Annotated in this window: 25 protein-coding genes and 2 pseudogenes; 12 read left to right on the top strand and 15 right to left on the bottom strand. The window is 39.7% G+C overall.

Features of this window, described 5'->3' with window-relative positions; translation table 11 throughout:
• Window positions 1–143: 143 nt before the first annotated feature.
• The 10 genes and pseudogenes from ACFOUV_RS02685 to ACFOUV_RS02640 all read left to right on the top strand — a co-directional run bounded on the left by ACFOUV_RS02685 (window position 144) and on the right by ACFOUV_RS02640 (window position 10,236).
• Window positions 144–2,465, top strand: coding sequence for a Na+/H+ antiporter subunit A (locus ACFOUV_RS02685; protein WP_379495220.1), 2,322 nt, complete (start codon window positions 144–146; stop codon window positions 2,463–2,465).
• A complete protein-coding gene (locus ACFOUV_RS02680; RefSeq protein ID WP_379495219.1) occupies window positions 2,466–2,804 on the top strand; it encodes a Na(+)/H(+) antiporter subunit C in 339 nt (112 codons plus the stop codon).
• Complete coding sequence (locus tag ACFOUV_RS02675) at window positions 2,797–4,278, top strand: Na+/H+ antiporter subunit D (RefSeq protein WP_379495218.1); 1,482 nt, start codon at window positions 2,797–2,799, stop codon at window positions 4,276–4,278. The genes ACFOUV_RS02680 and ACFOUV_RS02675 overlap by 8 nt, the downstream gene beginning before the upstream one ends.
• A 6-nt stretch (window positions 4,279–4,284) precedes the next feature.
• Window positions 4,285–4,761 carry a Na+/H+ antiporter subunit E gene (locus tag ACFOUV_RS02670; RefSeq protein ID WP_379495217.1) on the top strand — a complete coding sequence of 159 codons (477 nt, stop codon included), beginning with the start codon at window positions 4,285–4,287 and terminating at the stop codon, window positions 4,759–4,761.
• On the top strand, window positions 4,758–5,063 hold the full coding sequence (locus tag ACFOUV_RS02665; protein ID WP_379495216.1) for a monovalent cation/H+ antiporter complex subunit F: 306 nt from the start codon (window positions 4,758–4,760) through the stop codon (window positions 5,061–5,063). The genes ACFOUV_RS02670 and ACFOUV_RS02665 overlap by 4 nt, the downstream gene beginning before the upstream one ends.
• On the top strand, window positions 5,050–5,442 hold the full coding sequence (gene mnhG, locus ACFOUV_RS02660) for a monovalent cation/H(+) antiporter subunit G (RefSeq protein ID WP_379495215.1): 393 nt from the start codon (window positions 5,050–5,052) through the stop codon (window positions 5,440–5,442). Before ACFOUV_RS02665 ends, mnhG begins: the two co-directional genes overlap by 14 nt.
• Window positions 5,443–5,583: 141 nt before the next feature.
• Entirely contained in the window at window positions 5,584–7,062 is a 1,479-nt protein-coding gene (locus ACFOUV_RS02655) for a UDP-N-acetylmuramoyl-L-alanyl-D-glutamate--2,6-diaminopimelate ligase (RefSeq protein ID WP_379495746.1), read from the top strand.
• A 146-nt stretch (window positions 7,063–7,208) separates the two neighbouring features.
• Window positions 7,209–7,547 (top strand): annotated as a pseudogene (locus tag ACFOUV_RS02650) (sigma-70 family RNA polymerase sigma factor); the annotation flags it as partial.
• A gap of 276 nt (window positions 7,548–7,823) precedes the next feature.
• A complete protein-coding gene (locus tag ACFOUV_RS02645) occupies window positions 7,824–9,341 on the top strand; it encodes a recombinase family protein (protein ID WP_379495214.1) in 1,518 nt (505 codons plus the stop codon).
• Between the two features lie 25 nt (window positions 9,342–9,366).
• Window positions 9,367–10,236 carry a helix-turn-helix domain-containing protein gene (locus ACFOUV_RS02640; protein WP_379495213.1) on the top strand — a complete coding sequence of 290 codons (870 nt, stop codon included), beginning with the start codon at window positions 9,367–9,369 and terminating at the stop codon, window positions 10,234–10,236.
• 148 nt (window positions 10,237–10,384) lie between these two features.
• On the opposite strand, the gene ACFOUV_RS02635 is transcribed toward ACFOUV_RS02640, so the two are convergent.
• The 15 genes from ACFOUV_RS02635 to ACFOUV_RS02565 all read right to left on the bottom strand — a co-directional run bounded on the left by ACFOUV_RS02635 (window position 10,385) and on the right by ACFOUV_RS02565 (window position 20,123).
• A complete protein-coding gene (locus ACFOUV_RS02635) occupies window positions 10,385–11,257 on the bottom strand; it encodes a LamG-like jellyroll fold domain-containing protein (RefSeq protein ID WP_379495212.1) in 873 nt (290 codons plus the stop codon).
• Between the two features lie 27 nt (window positions 11,258–11,284).
• The gene (locus ACFOUV_RS02630; RefSeq protein WP_379495211.1) at window positions 11,285–11,488 is read right to left on the bottom strand and encodes a hypothetical protein; all 204 of its coding nucleotides are present in this window, start codon (window positions 11,486–11,488) and stop codon (window positions 11,285–11,287) included.
• A complete protein-coding gene (locus tag ACFOUV_RS02625) occupies window positions 11,478–11,705 on the bottom strand; it encodes a hypothetical protein (protein WP_379495210.1) in 228 nt (75 codons plus the stop codon). Before ACFOUV_RS02625 ends, ACFOUV_RS02630 begins: the two co-directional genes overlap by 11 nt.
• Before the next feature lie 324 nt (window positions 11,706–12,029).
• Complete coding sequence (locus tag ACFOUV_RS02620) at window positions 12,030–12,281, bottom strand: hypothetical protein (RefSeq protein WP_379495209.1); 252 nt, start codon at window positions 12,279–12,281, stop codon at window positions 12,030–12,032.
• The gene (locus ACFOUV_RS02615; protein WP_379495208.1) at window positions 12,278–12,643 is read right to left on the bottom strand and encodes a hypothetical protein; all 366 of its coding nucleotides are present in this window, start codon (window positions 12,641–12,643) and stop codon (window positions 12,278–12,280) included. Before ACFOUV_RS02615 ends, ACFOUV_RS02620 begins: the two co-directional genes overlap by 4 nt.
• On the bottom strand, window positions 12,637–12,867 hold the full coding sequence (locus ACFOUV_RS02610; protein ID WP_379495207.1) for a hypothetical protein: 231 nt from the start codon (window positions 12,865–12,867) through the stop codon (window positions 12,637–12,639). The genes ACFOUV_RS02615 and ACFOUV_RS02610 overlap by 7 nt, the downstream gene beginning before the upstream one ends.
• Window positions 12,864–13,484: a hypothetical protein gene (locus ACFOUV_RS02605; protein ID WP_379495206.1), complete on the bottom strand. Its 621-nt coding sequence runs from the start codon at window positions 13,482–13,484 to the stop codon at window positions 12,864–12,866. Before ACFOUV_RS02605 ends, ACFOUV_RS02610 begins: the two co-directional genes overlap by 4 nt.
• Window positions 13,485–13,499: 15 nt before the next feature.
• Window positions 13,500–13,733: a hypothetical protein gene (locus ACFOUV_RS02600; protein ID WP_379495205.1), complete on the bottom strand. Its 234-nt coding sequence runs from the start codon at window positions 13,731–13,733 to the stop codon at window positions 13,500–13,502.
• Window positions 13,734–13,959: 226 nt separating this feature from the next.
• Window positions 13,960–14,421, bottom strand: a complete 462-nt coding sequence (locus tag ACFOUV_RS02595; RefSeq protein WP_379495204.1) for a phBC6A51 family helix-turn-helix protein — start codon at window positions 14,419–14,421, stop codon at window positions 13,960–13,962.
• Between the two features lie 33 nt (window positions 14,422–14,454).
• Window positions 14,455–15,279, bottom strand: a complete 825-nt coding sequence (locus tag ACFOUV_RS02590) for a hypothetical protein (protein WP_379495203.1) — start codon at window positions 15,277–15,279, stop codon at window positions 14,455–14,457.
• 475 nt (window positions 15,280–15,754) lie between these two features.
• Window positions 15,755–16,429 carry an antA/AntB antirepressor family protein gene (locus ACFOUV_RS02585; RefSeq protein WP_379495202.1) on the bottom strand — a complete coding sequence of 225 codons (675 nt, stop codon included), beginning with the start codon at window positions 16,427–16,429 and terminating at the stop codon, window positions 15,755–15,757.
• 46 nt (window positions 16,430–16,475) lie between these two features.
• Window positions 16,476–16,706, bottom strand: coding sequence for a helix-turn-helix domain-containing protein (locus ACFOUV_RS02580; RefSeq protein ID WP_379495201.1), 231 nt, complete (start codon window positions 16,704–16,706; stop codon window positions 16,476–16,478).
• 259 nt (window positions 16,707–16,965) lie between these two features.
• Complete coding sequence (locus ACFOUV_RS02575; RefSeq protein ID WP_379495200.1) at window positions 16,966–17,493, bottom strand: hypothetical protein; 528 nt, start codon at window positions 17,491–17,493, stop codon at window positions 16,966–16,968.
• The gene (locus ACFOUV_RS02570; protein WP_379495199.1) at window positions 17,494–18,432 is read right to left on the bottom strand and encodes a DUF3102 domain-containing protein; all 939 of its coding nucleotides are present in this window, start codon (window positions 18,430–18,432) and stop codon (window positions 17,494–17,496) included.
• A gap of 797 nt (window positions 18,433–19,229) precedes the next feature.
• A complete protein-coding gene (locus ACFOUV_RS02565; RefSeq protein WP_379495198.1) occupies window positions 19,230–20,123 on the bottom strand; it encodes a tyrosine-type recombinase/integrase in 894 nt (297 codons plus the stop codon).
• 410 nt (window positions 20,124–20,533) lie between these two features.
• On the opposite strand from ACFOUV_RS02565, the gene ACFOUV_RS02560 reads away from it, so the two are divergent.
• Together ACFOUV_RS02560 and ACFOUV_RS02555 are read left to right on the top strand one after the other, a co-directional pair.
• On the top strand, window positions 20,534–20,842 hold the full coding sequence (locus ACFOUV_RS02560) for a hypothetical protein (RefSeq protein ID WP_379495197.1): 309 nt from the start codon (window positions 20,534–20,536) through the stop codon (window positions 20,840–20,842).
• Window positions 20,843–21,003: 161 nt separating this feature from the next.
• Window positions 21,004–21,372, top strand: a pseudogene (locus ACFOUV_RS02555) (sigma-70 family RNA polymerase sigma factor); the annotation flags it as partial.
• Window positions 21,373–21,399 lie beyond the last annotated feature (27 nt).

The raw sequence follows: 21,399 nt of genomic DNA, 5'->3' as shown, positions 1-21,399 counted from the left end.
TCCACCCGTATCATATCAACGCAGTTCATTTGTTCCATCCAATAGTAACTCTTTAAATGAAGATCTACCCCGATCTCAGGATTAAAACCACTCGAAAAACATTTCAAAAAACACTTTTTTCAGCTTAGGAGGAATACTATCTGATGATTTATGCAATTTTTGCCCCACTTCTTTTGGCAATATTTGTTCCAATGTTAAGTAAAATAAAAGATAAAATACATACTGGTATTTTTGTATTTTTCATTCCGTTTGTTATATTTTTATACTTTGTAAGATACATCGGCAATGACTTTCAACCAGTGAGGGAGACAGTTAATTGGATACCTTCCATGGGAATCAATTTTGATTTCTATCTGGATGGTTTGAGTTTACTATTCGTACTACTTATAAGTGGTATCGGTGCATTAGTAGTACTCTACTCTGTCTTCTATTTAAGTAAATCGGAAAAGCTGGGGTCTTTCTACGTTTACTTACTAATGTTTATGGCAGCAATGTTAGGTGTTGTCTTATCCGATAATGTATTCGTACTTTATACATTTTGGGAATTAACATCTATTTCATCTTTCTTACTTATTGGTTATTGGAATTTCAAAGAACGTTCTAGATATGGCGCACAAAAGTCAATGCTAATAACAGTATTTGGTGGATTAAGCATGCTTGGTGGGTTTATCCTCTTAACAATCATTACCGGCACAACGAGTATTCAAGGAATGATTGAACAATTGGATGTCATTTTAAATAGTGAATATCTGTTTCTAATACTTGTATTCATTTTACTGGGTGCTTTTACAAAATCAGCTCAGTTCCCTTTCCATATTTGGCTTCCGGATGCAATGGAAGCACCGACACCAGTCAGCGCTTACCTGCACTCTGCCACAATGGTTAAGGCGGGGATCTATTTAGTAGCTAGATTTTCACCGATATTCTCAACCTATGAATGGTTCTTTATTATTGTAAGCCTAGTAGGAATGATTACCTTGTTCTGGGGCTCCTACATGGCTGTAAGACAAACAGACTTAAAAGCAATTTTAGCTTTTTCGACAATCAGTCAGCTTGGTATGATTATGGCTATGCTTGGATTCGGTACAGAAGCTGCTGTATTTGCGGCTATGTTCCATATTTTAAACCATGCAACATTTAAAGGAAGTCTCTTTATGATTACTGGTATTATCGATCATGAAACAGGGACAAGAGATATACGCAAACTCGGTGGTTTAATGACATTTATGCCGATGACAGCAACGCTTGCATTGTTTGGAACTTTTTCCATGGCAGGTGTACCATTACCATTCCTAAATGGGTTCTACAGTAAAGAATTGTTCTTTGAATCTACACTTGGTTTGGATAGTGCCAATTTCTTTGGTCAGATAATTCCTTACATTGCAGTGATTGCAAGTATCTTTACATTTGTTTATTCCATGTATTATTTCTTTGGCGTATTTACTGGGCCAAATCACGTTGAAAAATTACCTAAAAAGCCACATGAAGCTCCATTCGGGATGTTGGTCTCGCCTATTATTCTGATCCTGGGAGTAATACTGATTGGTCTCTTCCCGAACATGGTGAACGCTCCATTTATACAACATGCCGCAGAAGCGGTTAATAGTAGTGTGGAGTACCATGACGTATACTTTTGGCATGGTTGGTCAAGTCCAGCCTTTATTATGTCTCTAATTGTTTTAGTTGTAGGTACTGTTTTATTCATTACCCGTAAAAAATGGGCTGGCGTTTATCGTATTCTCCCTGGAAAAAACAGTTTCAATAAAGTGTATGACGCTTTAATTGAAAAAGTGGACACATATTCTGCGGGGATAACTAACTTTTACATGACTGGCTCACTAAGAACGTATATGGTGCTAATCCTGGGTTCAATATTTATCGTTACCACTGCATTTATGCTGATTACAACCGGTTTTTCAATAAGTTTTGATGACGTTGCTAGTGTATCTATTTTGGAAGTTTCCGTTGTAATGGTAATTATTATTGGTGCAGTGGCAACCCTCTTTACTCGAAATAATCTTGCCGCAATCCTGGTTGTTGGAATTGTTGGGTATGGTATAGCTTTACTGTTTGCTATCTACCGTGCACCGGATATTGCTTTAACACAGCTCGTTGTAGAAACGATCTCAATTGCATTGTTCCTTCTTTGCTTCTATCACTTGCCTAGGATGAATAAAAGAGAAGAAAGTGTTCGGACCAAAACAACGAATATTATTATTTCAGTCGGTTTTGGTTTGATGATGACTTTGATAGGTATCTCAGCTCATAGTACTAATTTGTTCGATTCAATATCCGATTATTTCCTAGAAACCTCATACAAACTTGGTGGTGGCGATAATGTAGTTAACGTAATTCTAGTGGACATGCGTGGCTTGGATACATTATTTGAGATTGCCGTGTTAGGAATTGCTGCCCTGGCTATAATTGCCCTCATTAAATTAACAAGTAATAAGGAGGCGAAATAATTGGAAATCATTATTTCAATACTTGCTGGTGTATTATTTACTACAGCAATCTATAATTTATTACAAAAACAATTGCTCCGGATAATTATAGGCACGATTTTATTATCACATGGGGCTCATCTATTTATTTTAACAATGGGGAAATTAAAACGCGGTCAGCCACCTGTACTGACCGATGGTGTTTCCGAATATACCGATCCTTTACCACAGGCTTTAATTCTCACATCAATTGTTATTAGTTTCGGCATTACTGCCCTCTTACTAGTGTTGGCATACCGAACTTCACAGGAAAACAAGACAGATAATATGGAAGAGTTGAGGGGTAATTCAAATGAGTAATTTAGCAGTTCTACCAATAATTATACCTTTAATATCCGCGATAATCCTTATATTTTTCAATACAAAAATAAAAGTTTCCCGGCTTTTAACACAGATTTTTTCTTTAATTGGCCTTGGACTTTCCGGATATATTACGTGGCAAGTTATCGAAAATGGGAGTATTATTCTTGAGACCGGTGACTGGATTGCACCGTACGGTATCATTCTCGTAGTAGATTCACTTGCTGCAGTACTTGTATTTACAACAAACATAATTTCAGTTGCTGGAGCATTTTATGCGCCGCATGCAGGATTGGGAGAAAAAGAAAATTATTACTTTTACCCATTTTACTTTTTCTTGATTACTGGTGTATCCGGTGCTTTTATAACAGGTGACCTTTTTAACCTTTTTGTATTCTTTGAAGTTCTCTTAATGGCTTCCTATGCATTAATTGTACTCGGTGGCGGGAAAGTTCAATTAAGAGAATCTGTCAAATATCTATTGATCAATTTATTTTCCTCTATGCTCTTTGTTACTGCTATTGCTTTCCTCTATGGAGTAGTTGGAACAGTTAATATGGCTCAAATTGCCCAACGAGTACAGGAGGTTGATCAACAAGGTATTTTAACTACCATTGGAATTTTGCTCTTTTTCGTATTTGCGACAAAAGCTGCAGTCTTCCCTCTTTACTACTGGTTGCCAAATTCTTACATCGTGCCTAACCCTCTCGTTTCCGCACTGTTTGGTGCTCTATTAACCAAGGTCGGTGTTTATGCGTTAATAAGGGTTTTTACGTTGATTTTCATTCATGATATTGATTTAACACATGACATTTTCATTTGGGTAGCAGGCCTTTCCATGATTTTTGGAGTTATAGGTGCTCTATCAACGAATAATATTAAATTAATTGTTGCTTATAATATCATCCCAGCTGTTGGTTATATATTAATGGGAATTGGTATCTTTAATCAGGAAGCATTTAGTGGTTCCATATATTATCTCATACAGGACATGATTGTGAAGGCTGCACTATTCCTGCTTATTGGAATCATTGCTTACGTTGCTGGCACATCAGATTTGCGTAAGATGAACGGCTTGATCCATCACTACCCTATCCTCGGATGGCTCTTGTTTATATCGGCTTTCGTTTTAGCTGGTATTCCACCATTCAGTGGATTTATTGGTAAGGTATTATTATTGGAAGGTGCGTTTAGGAATGATCAGATCATCCTCGCAATTATTGGATTGCTCACAAGTTTGCTTATTCTCTACTCGATTATTAAAATCTTTGTAAGAGGATTTTGGGGGGATAAACAAGCAATGGAAGGAATAGAAAAGAAACCGATTAAAGGGATGATTGCACCTGTTATCTTCCTGTTATTACTTACTGTAATAATGGGTGTAGGAGCAGAATTTTTCTATCCAATTGCAGATTCGATTGCAGCTTATTTGTTAGAACCAGAAATCTATATTGATTCTGTATTAAAGGAGTAATTGACTATGGCATTTCAGATAGTAATTAATTTAATTATTGCAGTTATGTGGATGTTCCTAAGTGAGTCGTACACAATGGCGAGTTTTATTACTGGTTTTCTGTTCGGTGTTCTTCTCTTATTGTTATTGAGGAGATTCCTCCCTGGTGGGTTTTATCTTACCAGGGTGCTCAAGGCCATAAAACTGATTTTGGTATTTCTTAGGGAAATGGTGATGTCCAATATTGAAATGATAAAGTATATTTATTCACCCAGACCAATCAGAGAGCCTGGAATCTTCGAGTATCCCCTTGAATTAAAAACCGACTGGGAGATAACAATCTTATCAAGTTTAATATCACTTACACCAGGCACATTATCAATAGCGATTTCCGAAGATAAATCGAAGTTATATATTCATGCGATGAATATAGAAAATGTAGATGACGAAATCCGATCGATTAAAGAAACTTTTGAAAAAGGGATAATGGAGGTAACAAGATGACACAATTACTTCAGACAACAGAAAATCTACTTGAACTAACTGTACAGATCGGGTTTACAGGCATCTCGTTATCCTTGATCCTCCTCATGTATCAGATTATTATAGGACCGTATAATGTGGATCGTGCAGTAGCTTTAGATACAATAGGTATTAATTTGATGGCTGTTGCAGCCCTACTTTCTATTTTTCTTGTAACCGATAAATTGAATGACATTGTATTATTAATTGGTATCCTTGCATTTCTTGGAACCGTAGCAATTGCAAAATATCTGGAAGCAGGTGTTATCATTGACAGAGATTGAAACATTATTTCAAATTATTGTTAACATCCTTATAATTATATCGATCTTAATAGGGACCTTTTTTATCGTTTCTGCTGCTATTGGTGTTATTCGCTTTCCCGATATTTATACAAAGCTGCATGCAGCTACCAAAGCTTCGACTTTAGGTGTTATCGGAATTCTGATAGGTGCATTTTTATTCCTATATATTCAGCATTCAATCATTAGCGGAAAGTTACTACTGGCAATTGTATTCATTCTTCTTACTAATCCGGTGTCAGCCCACATGATTTCAAGAGCAGCTCACTTAAAGGGGATCAAACCGGTATTAAATAATCGGAAAGATGAGTATGCAGAAGCAATGAGGAAATTGGATGCGTCAGATTCAACAAAAAGGTGACACTATAAGTCACCTTTTTGTTTGTCTCAAACCATAAGAAATAAGATTAAAAATATAAGATATAGGGAAATATGGATAACAATAGAATTTATAAACCATTTCGGTAATAAAAAGTGTTGAAGATTGTGAGGACGATTAATGATGAATACATACGAATTATTATCCTGTTTAAAAATGAAACAAGTATACGGTACGCTTCCCGAAAAAATAGATGGTTTGTGCGACGACTCGAGAAAAGCTGTTAACAACTCTCTTTTCATATGTCTCCGTGGTTATACAGTGGACGGGCATAATTATTATTCAGAAGCAATAAAAAATGGGTCAACCCTCATTATCGCAGAAGAAAAATTAGATATTCAATTAGATCATGTTGGGATGGTTGTTGTTGAGGATACTACAAAAGCATTAGCCTTACTCGCATGTAAATTTTACAACTACCCTTCCAGGCACCTTACTATTTTTGGTGTAACTGGAACTAATGGGAAAACTACCGTTACAACGCTAATCAACCATGTATTAAAACGATCAGGTCAAAAAACTGCTTTATCTGGGACGAATGGTTCGGAGCTAGATAATGAATATAATAGCAGCCCAAATACAACATGTGATGCATTAACAAACCAACAAATGATGAATAGAGCAAGTAATCTCGGTATAAAGAATATGGTCATGGAGGTCTCTTCACACGGCTTATCTCAAGGAAGACTTTGGGGAGTGGAATTTGATATTGTCACTTTTACCAATCTGACCCAGGATCATTTGGATTATCACGATACGATGGAGGATTATGGTTATATTAAAGGATTGTTGTTTTCACAATTAGGTAATGACATGACCAAAGAAAAATATGTCATTTTAAACAAAGATGATGCATGGTTTCAAACATACGCTTCTATGGCTCCTGTCGAAGTAATATCATATGGAATTCACAGTGCAGCTCATTTTAAAGCTGAAAATATTAACTTTCATGAGCATGGCACTGATTTTACTCTCATAGCACCTGCTGCAAAAATAGATATGCATATTAATTTATTGGGTAAATTTAATGTCTACAATGCTCTTGCTGCAATCACATCCCTTTATGCAAAAGGAGATATTCCTTTAGAAAAAATTGTTGCGTATATTCAAGAAATGAACCCTGTTAGTGGTCGTATGGAGAAAATTGATATTGATTCTCCAATCAGCATATATCTTGACTATGCTCACACGCCCGATGCCATTGAAAATATAATCAAAACGGTATTACCTTTCAAAAAGAAAAAGCTGATTTTTGTTGCTGGAACTGGTGGAAACCGGGATGAATTAAAACGCCCATTAATGGGGGAAAAAGCCTCTGCAGCAGATTTCGTTATTCTTACAGTAAACGATCCACGTTTTGAGGACCCTGCAACAATCCTATATGATATGGAAAAAGGAATGCGTCATAATAATTACGAAATGATTCCTGATCGTAAAGAAGCTATCCAACATGCAATAGACATTAGTGAACCAGGTGATATATTAATTATCGCCGGTAAAGGACAGGAAGATTATCAGATTATCGAAGACAAAAAATATCCGCATAGCGATATGAAAATAGCTATGGAAAGATGCAGTGCTAAGTATAATTTTAAAGTGTAATAAATATTCGTAAAACCTTTTATAAGATTATTATTATGGACAGACACTAATCAGCCCGAAGCTTCATAAAGATGTTATATAGGCAAAACCCCAAAGTACATCTTTAATCGTTTGAAGCAGACTCCACACCTAGGAGGTGATTGTGTTTGTCCGGGATTCTATCTGTCCTCGCCCTTTTGGTTAAAGAAGCTCTCTTTTTCGTTTCCTATGTAAAAAATCATGCCTTCCCGCAGCCTCTACCCTCTGATGAAGAAGCGAAATACATTCAGGAAATGGAAAATGGCAGTGAAATAGCTAGAAATAAGTTAATTGAACATAATTTACGACTTGTCGCACATATTGTTAAAAAGTTTGAGAATACAGGGGAAGATATGGAAGATTTAATATCAATTGGTACGATCGGGTTAATAAAAGGTGTTGAAAGTTTCTCTGCTGATAAAGGTACAAAATTGGCTACTTATGCTGCCCGATGCATTGAAAACGAAAGTGTAAAGTCAATAGGGTGCGTATTACTTCGAACCATTCTGCAAACAATCCACAACAACTTCATAGCAACCGTCACAACACCGTTTTTTGAAATCACATTTATTCGTGAAGGCAACAAGAAAACATTACGGGGGGACGGTTGTTCATGAGTAAAAAAGGACTTATCCCAAAAGAGAAAATCCACGTCGTTGTAATTGACGACAATGCAAGCGACCAAGCACTTATTGATTGTTACAACGATATAAAGAAATTGATACGAAAGGAGAAACGAAATAATGATAGCAATTTATGTAAGGGTCTCGACCGACGAACAAGCTAAATCGGGATATTCACTTCAAGATCAAATCCGCCAATGTCGCAATAAAGCGGGAAACGACGAAGCTATCCAAGAATTTGTTGACGACGGTTACTCGGGCGAATTTCTTGAACGCCCTGCCCTTTCAAAACTTCGGGAAAACGTTCGGGAAGGCTTGGTCGACAAAGTTATCGTATATGACCCCGATAGGTTATCTCGGAAACTAGCAAATCAATTAGTAATCACGGAAGAAATCGAAAAACGTGCGGAACTGATATTTGTCAACGGAGAATATGCGAAGACGCCCGAAGGCATTATGTTTTATCAGATGCGGGGTGCATTCTCGGAATTCGAAAAGGCAAAGATCACGGAACGAATGTCAAACGGACGTCGGGCGAAGGCACGAAAAGGAAAAGTCGTGAAGGATTCGAAAGTTTACGGATATAAATATAACAAAGAAACCGCCGAACTTGAAATTCACGAACCCGAAGCGGAAGTCGTGCGTTTGGTTTTCGACCTATTCACCAATCCGCAAGGACGGGTCAAAGGCATAAACGGAATCGCAAAATATTTGATGGACAAGGGAATTCCGACCAAGAAAGGAAAAGGAACGTGGCATAGGCAAGTTGTCCGTCAATTCCTTTTGAATGAAACGTATACGGGGGTCTTCTATCAAAACAAATGGAACACGGAAGGAATGCTTGGGAATAAATATAAAAAAGATAAGGACGAAAAAGTTCAAATGACCAAGCGTCCCCGTGACGAATGGATTGCGGTCGACGTCCCCCCTATTATCGACAAAGAAACTTTCGATTATGCACAAAAATTGTTGAAGGAATCACGTCGTCGTTGGGCGGGTAATTCAAAGAATATATATCTTCTATCGGGATTGGTTCGTTGCGGCGAATGTGGCAACACTATGACGGGAAGAAATGCAAAGAATTGGGACACGTACGTCTTCGAATACAGTGACGTCAAAAATACCGCAGGGGCAAAACATAAAGGGTGTGGCAACCGTGTCAAATGTGAAATCCTTGACGACGCCGTTTGGGAACAATTCGTCAATCTTATGACGACAAAAGCCCACGCATTGACGGAAGCGGCGGTAACAACGGAAGACAAATCCAAGACGTTTGAAGAATCCGAACTTGATCGAATTGACGGGGAACTCGGACGAATCAAATCGGGAAGAAAACGACTTCTCGACTTTATGGTCAAGAATGGCGATCTTATCGACGAAGCAGATATCCGAAATCAATTGAAAGAACTCAAAGACAAGGAAGAACAGTTGTCGAAGCTAAAAGACGAAACCGCCGCATTAATTGAAGATATGCAACACGAATCATTCAACGAAGAAATCATGAAAGAAACATTCGAAGAATTCATGCAGGAAGATGCGTCCGAAATGTCGGTTGAACGCAAACAAGAATTACTTCGAAAGGCATTACGTGAAGTTCGTGTATATCCAAGCGGCAAAGTCGAATTTATCCGAATGTAGTATAAACCAAAGGGGACGAATAATTGTGAAAGAAATCAACGCAATCAATTTGAAGGAATTACGGAAGCACGAATCATTTGAAAATATATCGCAAATGGACGAATCAATTTATAATTATATCGAACACATTCGACACGACGTTCCTAGATCGGTCATTGATGTCTTGCTATGTATTGGCAAGGCGTCTTTGCGTTGCGTTGGTATTTCATTCATGAAGCAATCGACAATCGCGAAAGACACGGGATTCACACGCAAGACGGTCAACAAGGCAATCAAGCGTCTTGAATCGTTGGGCGTTGTCGATAGCGTTCGTACTCAAACGAAGGCGGGTCGCCCGTCGGTCAAAATCATGCGGATTCTTCCCTTTTCGCTTGTAAGGTTACAACAGGCGGTTACATCATACGAAACCGACGAAGCCAACAATGACGAAGGTTTGACGCTTGTTGAAACTTTCGAACCAATTGTACCAGAATCATTAAATTCTTTTAATACATTAGACAAGCCCGTTGAACAATCGGCAAATGAATCTTCCGTTGATAAAATAGACGACATTGACCCCGATCAATTGAACGATCTTATTCCAGACGTTGTTGTCGAATCTGATTTCGTAAAATTGGCGAAACCGTTCTTTGGCACACGAAAAATTCTTTCGTTGTCACGGGTGCTTCGTAATGCCTTAAATAAGCATAGTTTGACGTATTATGACCCATCTATACCCGAAGCAATCGAAAAGGCGTTCAAGGCGACCGTATTCGCTTATAAATACAATCGAATCAAGAAAACATTTGCGTCATATTTCTTCGGGGTCTTGGATACAGAATTGTCGAAAGTCAAGCGTCTTTTAAATCCGCAAGGAACGTTGAAGTTGTTCGCAGAATGTATGCAAGAAGTATAATCGTCTTTATCGTTGATTTAAGCCATTATGGGGCGTTTTTGGGGATTCGTGACTTATCCCCTTCGGAAGTCGTCAATTGTTCATTGTAGGCGGTTGTATGTTGTTCGTTATATGTAACGGCGGGAAAAAGTAACCCCCGTCATTCGTTTTATTCTTCCGTGTTCTTATTCGCCGCAATTGCGTCGCCCAACGAAGAAATCCCCGTACGTTTTTGGTAAAACGCTCGGCGCATATCGTTCAACGTGCCGTCAAAACCCATTGATCGTAATGCGAAGACTTCTTTGTCTTGATTCGTCATTGGTCGTGGTGATTGACCTTCAACGAAATAAGCGTCACCGTGAAGCGTTCCATTGTTATTCAAGCCGCTTGTGTCGATAGCATTGCCGTTCATCAACCATTCACCGACAAGACCGTCACGGACGACGTTGCCTTCATAGTTGGATTCGATTTCTTGCTCGGTCAATACTCGGTTGTAAATGCGAACGTCCTGTATTTTTCCGTGCATATATCCGTTCAAATATAATGAATGATACATTCCACCGATTCGAATTGGAATTACGTTGTTGTTCGACCAATCCATTGAATCGGGCGTATAATCGACCATTACACCGTCAACGAAAAGTTCAAATTTCCCGTGTGGAACGTCGGTTGTTGTGTCGTCACCGTTGTCCACCGTTTCAATCCATTTACTTGCGGTCATTGTTACCGTGTGCCATTCATTCAGATTCATTTTTTCTTCGGTTACAACAGAATTTAGCCCGTAATACAAATCGAAATTACCTTCGCCGTAGTTCTTGCCTACAATTGCAAGTCCCCAACCGTCCATGCTTGAATCAATACGGGAAATAACACCCGAATAAAGACCTTCGTCATAACTTTCAAGAAAGAAGGTTGCTTCAACTGTAAATTCATCTTGAATGTCTATACCATTAACCGTTACATAATCGCCGTCACCGTCCAACGCAAGACTTCCACCGCCAACACTTGCCGAATATTTTTTATCCCAATACGATTGTTTCATTTTCATTTTATTTCCCCCCCCCCCATATTATCCGAAATACTTATTTCGACGACGTTCAAGTTCTTTGTCGGCGGATTCTTGGGTTCGATATCCTTTATCGACTTCGTATGTCATGGCGTCGACGTCCATTTCGTACAATTTATTTTCAAGAACCGCAAGTTTCTTCAACGTGTCATTCGTTTCTTTTTCTTTTTGCAACGCTTGAAGTCGTTTCAATATATCATTCGCCATTTACAACACCCCATTTTTCCGATTTATATTGGACGATATTATCAATCAATCGTTGTTTTTTCGCTTGGTCTTCGATCGTTTCGGCGACCATTGCTTGAACCTTCCATTGCTTGAACGTCAAATTGTGGATTTCTTTTTGTTCATCTTCGGGAAGACTTGTGACATTGGGGACGTTGTAATAATCATCTATAAATGTATCGACTTCTTTGTAATTCATGAATTGTCGCCCTCCTTAGTGGATTCACGTTTCAAATCGCCGAAAGTGTGGCGGCGGTCGTATTCTTGCTTTTGTCTATCGTAAGCCGTGGAAGAATCTGATTGCGGCGTCATTGTACGTGTATCAATGGAATATCGACTTCGTTTTCGTTTGTTATAACTAATTGGTAACATATACTTGACCCCCTTTATTTATTTATTGCACGACGTCGGGAAACGAATCTGATTTCCTTTTCATATTTGTGTTTGAAGGGGCACGTCAATGAAAATAAACCCGACGAAAAAACCCGACGCCTATGCAATTTTATATTTATATTTTATTTGTTTATTGTGTCGCCTTGATTTGAAGATCGGATTCAATTTCCCGAACGGTCATGACTGGCAGTTTTGCAACGTCCGCAATCTTGAAAAGATCGTAACCTTTTCGTTCTTGACGGAACAAAGACTTCGCGGTTTCCTTCCGTGATTCGAAATCTTTTTTCGTTGCAAAATCCCAAGATTTCTCCCGATTTGCATGGACTTCGAAGTCGGTTTCGTATAAAAACAATTGGGTTATATCGACAAGACGGTTCATCATTCTTCGCCGCCATTCATTTTTTGGAAATCGGCTTGCATTTGCGCCATGTTTTCCGCCAACGTCTGGAAATCTTTCGAAGATGCCGAAATCATTTCTTGGTCTTTGTCGTGTTCCTTTTTGTCTTCATTCGCCGCCGATTGTTGTTGTTCGGATTGTTGACGATTCTTTTCGTCATATTCATAAGACCCCAACGTCAATAATTCCATAGGCGAAAGGGAATCGGGATTTTCCTTGAATCGTTTGCGAAGTGCTTCATAAGAAACGGAAGCGGCGTCCGTGTTCGCTTGGTTCGTTCCCCTTTCGGCGTAACCCTGTGCAATTGAATCAATCGGACTATATTTCTTTTCTTGATAGTTCAACATGAATTCATTCCCCCTTTATATATTGCAAGTTGTTCTTGCATCTTTTTCAATTTTATTTGTGTCGCATATGGAATTTCGCTTGACAACACACCAACAAGTTCGGCAATCTTGGAAGCTTTGATGCCTTCGTTCTTCAATTTAACAATTTCTTTGATTGTTTCGACTTCATATTCCAGTTGTTTCACCATAAACTCGAAACCATTTAGTCGACATTGTGAACTCATTTCGAATCACCAACCCAATGCGGAAGAACCCCACGTTTGGCGGCGGCTTCTTGTGTTGCCTTCGAAAGACCGATCGCCGTATCTTCTTTGACTTCGGAAGCATATAATCCGACTGTTATCGTTTCGGGATATACGGAAGGAACGTTGATTTGCACGGAAGTTTTACGTTCCCCAAGCGATTCCATTAGATCGTTATATTCGGCGTTTGGTGCGTTGATCTTGCTTTGTGCTTGTCCGACCTTCGCCAATGCTTTGACGAATGCTTCACGGGCGGCAAGTGCTTCTTTGACCGCTTTGTCAACGTCCTTTTGCACGGCTTCGGCTTGCTTGTTTCTCCATTCACGAACCAATGGAACGGATTCGACTTTCACCTTGCTTCGAACAGATTCAACACGTGCAACCATGCGTTCAATGTCCGAAAGTTCCGCCCGTCGCTCTTTTAGAAAGTCATGTGCTTCGTTGATGTCCTTTTCTTCGATTTGCCCCAATGCGAACATTTCGACCGTTTGTTCAAGAGCGGTTTCCATTTCGCCGATAGTGTTGGCGATTTCTTCCCGCTTGGCTTCCAACGTTTGCAATCTTTCGTTGATCTTGTCGACCTTTTCGTTTTTGAACATTAATATTCAACCCCCTTATATTTTCGATAATTTAATTGTTTTTCGGATATAGGAAAGAAGTTCTTCGTCAATATTAAATGCGGTCAATACGGCTTGCGATTGATTTTCGTCAAGTGCCGAACGATTCCCGCCTTCAACATATGTCACCGCCGAAGGATATCGACCAATGACAATTGCAACGTCGGAAATCTTTAATTTTCGTAAAGTTCGAATCATGCGCAATTCTTCACCTGTCAACTTTGTTTTCATTGCTTCAACCCCCTTTTTGTTCGAAGTATATTTTAATTTAGAAGTATTGTTTCTAATGATAGGAATAAATAAAAACGGCAACCCCGAAGGATTACCGCATCCGCTACAACGTATATAAACCACAATGACGTTAGGGCTTGGTATAGACGAAACTTCGACCATGAGTTCCGCCCTATACGTGAATTGTTCCAATCGGTTCGATAACAAGTCGATACTGGAAAAAGTTTTATTCGTCTTCTTCGTCCCCAATTTGTTGCTTCAATTCCGCGATTTCCCTTTCGATCTCTTCGTTCATGCGGTCGAAGTCGGTGACGTCGTGTCGGTTTCGTTGATCTTGAATCGCAACAACTTCGTGCTTTTCCGTGAACATTCCTTGCATTTTCATCAAAAGTTCGGCGTGTTTCCCGCTTCGATCGTTGATCGCGGCGTCAAGGACGGTGTTCAAGACGTCGGGCATTCTTTCACGGACAAAGTTCTTCGTCTTCGTTTCAACCAAACGTTGGAATCGCGGGTCATTTCTCCAATTGCGAAGTTGTCTTTCGGATATCTCCGCCTTTTCGCTTATTTCTTTCAACGTATGACCGCCGCGAGAAGGTAACGCAAGAAGTTCTGCCGCGATTTGCATATTTGTCGAATGTGTTCCCGTCCCTTTCAAGTGTTCAAGTGTTCTATCATTATAGTTTGCCATAGTAAAGACCCCCTTTATTTTGTTTGGTTATTTTTATTTCTTCGCCTTGACTTTGAATAGTGAACGGATTGAATCGTCGATTTCCCCACGACAAGCAATTGACGGATTGACCATGAAGAATAGGGATTTCCCACGTTGAATGGAAACAAATACATATTCGCCTTCGAAGTGCATTTCTCGAATCAACCTATAAACCGCCTTTTCTTGAACCCCTAACAATTCGGCAAGTTCCGCCTTTGAGAATGCTTGAATCTTCGTGTCGTCTTCTTCGAATGGATTCGCCGCAACGACATTGTTCTTCATGTGAAGATAGGGCAACGTTTTGACCACGTATCCCAATTGTTTGACCTTCTTCTTCGACCTTACGACTTCATAGACCTTTCGAACGCCCATATCGTAAGCCTTGACGACACGCTTCCGATTCCCTTGACGACCACGAAAGACATATGCGTCGTTGATTACGAATCGACCTTCCGTGTCTTCGATAACGACCGAATATAATTCCATTGTCTTCATGAATTCCCAAAACACTTTTCGACCGACATTCAACGCCGCTTGCATATCCTTTTTCGTCATAGGTCGCTTGTCCCGTCCGATTACAAGAATGTTTGTATCGTAATCAATAAACGTTTGAAGTACGAACAAATATCCTAATTGTACGGTGTCAACTTCTTCGGTTAATTTTTGGATTGGTTGCATATCTGTAAACGTAAAATTACCCCCTTCGGCACGACGGAAGTCGCGTTTTTCCTTTTCTCGTAAAGCTTCCATTTGTTCGCGGCGGGTTACTTTAAGCGAATCGCCTTCACGGACTTGAACCGTGACTTCTCGAAAATCATTCCTTTCATTGTTTGTCATTTTCGTGTACCTCCGTGGTATTAAACCAAGTATTTTTGTAGACGCCCTTTTTGGGCATTATCGGTAGTTTTGCGAACATCGGTAGTTTTGGAAACATCGGTCTTTTTGCGAACATCGGGCATTTGCGAAACAAAAATCAATGTGCATTTATCGGACATTTGGTGACACATCGGTCTTTTTGGAAACAAAATCGCCCTTTCATCGGTCTTTTTGGAAACACTCGAAAAGTGCCTTCGCCCTTACTCCCCCAACGGTTATAGCGATTTCGGGGTCATTTTCACTTCTTAGTCTTGTTGCATTTCATGAATCACAACAATTAGATCAAGTGACACCTTCGCTTCGCTTGGGTCTTCGGCTTACGCCTTGACGTGCAATTTTCGAATCATTCCCAATCGGTTATTGAATACCGACAATCTATAATCAATTAGGCAAGGCGAAGCCCCGTCCGAAGGGCGGAATGTCTTTCCCTGTGTTTTTAATCAACTAACATTCCGCCAAATTTCTGATTCATTCGTGCTTTGACTTCCTTATATTCAAAACCGAAATCAATCAACGTGGAAGCCCCTTGTTCCGCCTTTTCGACCATCTTCAATTCTTCCTTCGATAGACCATCACGCAACGAACCGCTTATATTACGATTTTTGATTAGCTTCTTGGAAGTCGTGCCGAACAACGGTTTGTAAATCAGTTCATTCGTAAACAATCCGTATTGTGCGGGGACTTTCGGTTGCCAATGGTCACGAATCGTATCCGTAAGCGATCGGCGAACTTCCTTTCCAAGAAATCGAATTGCTTGACGTTCCATTTCAATGAAGTATTTGCGGAATTTACGACCCATTTCGTTATTTTCCATCATTGCGACTTCCTTTGCGGCGTCTAATCTGAAATAATATTCCGAAGTTTCTTTCGAAATGTTCGTCCCCTCAATACGCACAATTTTGGTCGTACTGAAATAATCAATGTTTTCTTCAAGCCCGACTTGTTCAATTCGTCTTTTAATCCACATATCGAAGCGTGTTTTTACTTCCAACGCTTCATGCAATTCACGGGCATTGACAAGTTGCTCTTTCCTATCCGTGATAATTACGTTGACCATTCCTTCAAGCAATCCTTTGACTTCGAATAAAGCTAATTGAGTGTTTTTAGTCATTTTTGATTCTCCCCCTTTCGAAATTGTAGTTTTATTTTGTTGTGGCTTATTTGAACCGCTTATTCATTTGAACTTGGTTGAATAATAGAATGACGTCGGCTTCCGAAAGGTCGAACGCCTTCATGAAGCGATTGTTGTTGGTCGGCGAAATAGCCAAACGACCCGATTCCATTTTTGAAACGCTACTTTGTACAATCCCGACTTGTCGTGCAAGCGTCCGTTGGTCAATTCCCCGTGTAAATCTCAAAAATTGTATAATTTCACCCGTAAGTTTCATAGATGTTGCCCCCTAATTGAAATATTTGATTCCTTGAATGGTAAAAAATAGTCGGGCGACCGAAGCCGCCGCAACCAAACAAGGGAAGGATTAAACGCAAATGAATTTTTGGACGTTGGAACGCCCGTTCATAAACACAATTGTTCCAAGCTAATCGAACACAAGACGATTTTCGAAATGTTATCCGATTAATTTCGTCTTACACGAATACTTGTGCTTCAAATCAAGCGGATTGTGACGCTTCATGAAATTTTTCCGCTTAAATACACTTGAATTCGGGAAGCTTCCCTTTTCGAACAATCAAATCAATCCAATTTTCGTACGGTTTTAGCTTTTCGGATTTGAGTTTATACACGTTGAACCCCGTCTTGAACGCTAATTCCTTGTATAGCATTCGATACAACACACCGTTATGAACCCGCTTTTCATAGTCGCCCCCGTATATCTTTTCGCCAAGAAATGAAACGTCAAAATCTATATTTCTACGAAGTTCCCTTTGATCTTGGTTTCGATAAAATTCAAGTTGTGCTTGGTCAATATTCAGATATTCTTGTTCAACTGCAAGCAACGGTTGTTCCGTCGTTTTTTCATCTTTGTTCGAAGCCATTATTCCGACCAATTGTGTAATTGCTTTTCGCATTTCACGATTTTCCTGCAACAATAGATCGACTTGTTCGTCCCGCTTGCGGTCACGATCTTCCATTTTCGATAAGAATAGTTCGACACCCGCAACTTCCCCTTGACCTGCAATTTCATTCTTCTTTTTGTTTAGTCCTAAAATATTCATTTACATTTCCCCCTTGATATCAATGATTGTATTTTCGTTTTGGATTGCTTTTATAAATCGTTCAAAGAAATCTCCGAATGCGTTCATATCGTCAACAACTTGATTGTCTTCTTCCGCCCAATCTTTGAATTCCTTGCCTTCGAATTGGATATCCGAAAAGCGACGTCGACCTTCGTTCAAGAAGTTGACAAAATCGGTGAAGTGTATATCGCGTTCTTCCGTATTTCTTACACGACGAACCGTGTCGCCGTTTTCGTGAAGTTCACCGTATTGATTTTTGTATCGTTGAAGTTGTTCCGATTGCTTCCGAAGTTTCGCTTCGGCTTGCGTGTCCTTGACGACCTCTTTGACGACCTTTTCGACAACTTCGACTTGCGGCGTCTTCTTGTTTTGTTCTTCAAGACGCTTCGCTTTTTCTTCGTTCAACAATGCTTCCAAGCGTTGATTTTCTGCTTCGGTTTCGGATTTCTCTTTGCGAAGGTTTTCGATAGATTCTTGATACGTGATTCCTTCCTTTTGCGCTTGCTTCAACGCTTGCTTGACTTCGATTATTTCGGTTCGGGACATTTTTTCGACCTTCTTTGTTTCGCCGCTTGACGGGATTTCAAGGGGTTTCGTGCGTTCTTCTTTTGGAATCATTGCGATTTGATAAAGTACCGAAACACCCAAATTGTAAACTGGTTCACCTTTTTCGCCGCTAAATTCTTCATATACTTTTGTGTACTGCCGAACCATATGCGACGATATCCCAATTTCATCACGACACCAACGTTTCCATTCACCCCGCGCAATGTCATTTTTTTGAACGTGCCGCAACCTTCTTCCGATTTCAAACACCGCTTGACCCGCAATATTTTGATAAGATTTGATTTCCGCGGTGATAACGTTTAAGTCATTCGACAATTCCATAACTTCATTTTTTGTGTTTACGTCATTCATTTTCGTTTCCCCCACATTGTGTTTGATTTGCTTTACACGAATAATTGTGGAAAGGAATCGTTGATTCGTGACACTATACACGAAGAAATTTAAAAAGCGGAAATCGGCATATTCGTCAATTTGACAAGGATTGCGGTTGTGTATGAAGGAATGAATCGAATATTCGTTGTAATGGATAACGTATATTTAATAGGAAGAAAGTCGATTTGCTTGCGAAGAATATGTCCTTTAGTCGTTGATATGACGGTCATTTGCGACAATGAAGGTAAAAGGATTGACGAAGGTTTGACGTCCCTGTGCGCGTGTTATATGGACGATTTGTCGGTGATTGAACGAAGTTTCGAAAGAAGTACGTTGACTTGCAGTATCCGTTGATCGGTTCGTTTGCCTGCCGTTGTCAAGAACTTTTGCTTGACGGATATTGCGACAATAGAAAGACCCCCGCCGCAATTGACGAAGGTCTTGTTGTTCGTATGTATAATTCGCATGTTGGTCGAAGGTCATATCGCTACAATAGGAATGAATGTCGAAGGGTCTTATCGAAGGTCACGGAAGCAACCGAAGATCGTTGTCGAAGGTATGTGCAAAGTACGTCGCCCCAAATAATATAGGACTATACGCTATTACTATACGAATGATAGGTTTGGCGATAGTGCGAAGGTATACGATATATAATGCGATAGTATGTCCCGAATTGCTTTCACCTTTAATTCGCACCTTTCTGTAAAAGTTGGACGCTTTTTTATAATTTATTTTTATTTTTTGCATAAAAAAAGAAGCCGCCCAAATGGACGACCTTAATCAAACAATCCGTTCAATTGTACTTCGATTTCTTGTTCGCTTGCCATAGCATAACGACGGGTGACTTCGATTGTTTCATGACCCGCCAATTGCGAAACGGTCACGATATCAACGCCTTTACGAATCAGATTGCGACAATAAGTGTGTCGAAGTTCGTGGGCATGGTATCCGTATTTTTCAATGATACGTTGTGCCGACCGCTTGGAAATAGGTTTGTTGTAATTCGATAGGAATAAGGCGTCAAGATCGTCCGTGCGACTTTCAAGGTATTGTTGAACGTGTCGACGTGCTTCCTTTGGAATCGGAACTTTGCGTTCCTTATTACCTTTGCCGATAACCGTCAATTCCCCGCCACGACGAAGATCAATGTCATGCCGCTTCAATGTAACCAATTCACCGATTCGAATTCCCGTATAAGCCAACAAATTCACAACCGCTATATTGCGAAGGTTGCCGTCCCTTTCAACGTCACGAAGAAGACCATTTATTTTATTACGATCAAGCGATTTCGGGGCGATTCCCGTCACCGATTGTTTCTTCGGTCTTCGGATATCTTCAACAATATTTGTTCGATCAAGATATTTCGCCAATACTGAAATCGTTCCAAATATACGATCAATTGTTGCGGCACTTGCGGGAATGAATTCGCCCGACTTATTCTTGACGATTTCCCCCGCTTGCAATGCGTTAATATATGCTTGAACGTCGTATCTTGTAATAGATTCGATAGAACCGCCGCTTCCCTTCAACCAATTGTCAAGCCGCTTCAATTCCCGAAGATATACTTCAACCGTTCCTTTCGCTTTTCCTTTGTCCAATTGATCGAATTCAAAACGTGAAAAGAAGTCCGCATTCCCTTCAATTACTTTCATGACACTTTTATTGTTCATTCGTTTATGCACCGTCCTTGATTTAATAATGTTTCGATACTCTTATAATACATAGAAGTGACATAAAAGTCAACTTTCGTGACACTTTTGAAAAGGAAGACGGAATAATTGACCGTGGGGGGGGGGGGCGTGGGCTACCCCATCAATGCCAAACATAAGGTGAGCGAAACGTATACAATCCGATTTTCATATCTTCGGGTCACTGTACGTCACTTGACGAAGATCAATCGGACAACTTTAGTTCAACTAAACTTATCGAAAAAGGAAACGACCCCTTCCGAAAAGTGAAAGTCGCTATAAAAATTTTCGCAATAAATTTTGAAAACTTCGGGGTCATGCGGTCAAGGCGACATTCACCATTTTGTCGTGATATAATAGTAGAAACGTATTTTCGAAAGGAAGTGCCGCCAATGAACGAATCATTAAACGAATACTTGACCGACCGATTACTTGCCAATTCAATCGAAGCACACAAACGAATTGTGACCGAAGGCGAATCCGTTGACCTTGCGTCGCTATCTTATGAAGAAGGAACGCCGTTTGACCGTGTTCATCAACACAACGCATTTACGATATTATCAAAATTGGATTTTCCGAAAGACGAAGTTTTGAACGTTTCAAGCGAATCAACAAAACATCTTGACGATCTTGCCGCAACCGATCGACCGACCGAAGAAATTATCCAATCATTGTTAAAGTATCGGGACGAAATCAAATAATGATATTCCAAATCGTCAATCCGTAATGGTTGGCGGTTTTTCGTGTCGTCACAACGCCCTGTGTTGCATTCACTTTCGATTGAGCGAATAGTTGTCCGAACGCTTCCCCGTATGCTTGCGATATATAAGACTTGACTATGCGCTCTATTGTCTTTAGTATAGAAATACTGATGCATCTAAGAGCTCTTAAAAAAGTTAAAAAAGACGTATCACTCCATGATCCTATTGGGCAAGACAAGGAAGGAAATGAGATTAGCCTGATTGATATTCTCGAAGCTGAAAATGATAACGTAATCGAGTACATTCAATTGAACATGGAAATAGCAAAAATGCAAAAGTATTTTTCTGTTCTCGATAAACGGGAACGTGAAGTTATTGTATATCGGTATGGATTAAATGACTATAATGAAATGACGCAGAGAGAAATAGCCAAAAAACTTAATATATCTAGGAGTTACGTATCACGTATTGAAAAAAGAGCATTAATGAAAGTATTCCATGAGTATTATCGAAAGGAAAGACAGAATTAAAGCAGAAGCGCCTGAATGTAATGTTCA

This window comes from Oceanobacillus longus (genome assembly GCF_042650085.1).
Classification (GTDB): Bacteria; Bacillota; Bacilli; order Bacillales; family Amphibacillaceae; genus Oceanobacillus; species Oceanobacillus longus.
The sequence above is the reverse complement of the archived record's forward strand: the minus strand, read 5'-3'. Positions and strand labels throughout refer to the sequence as shown.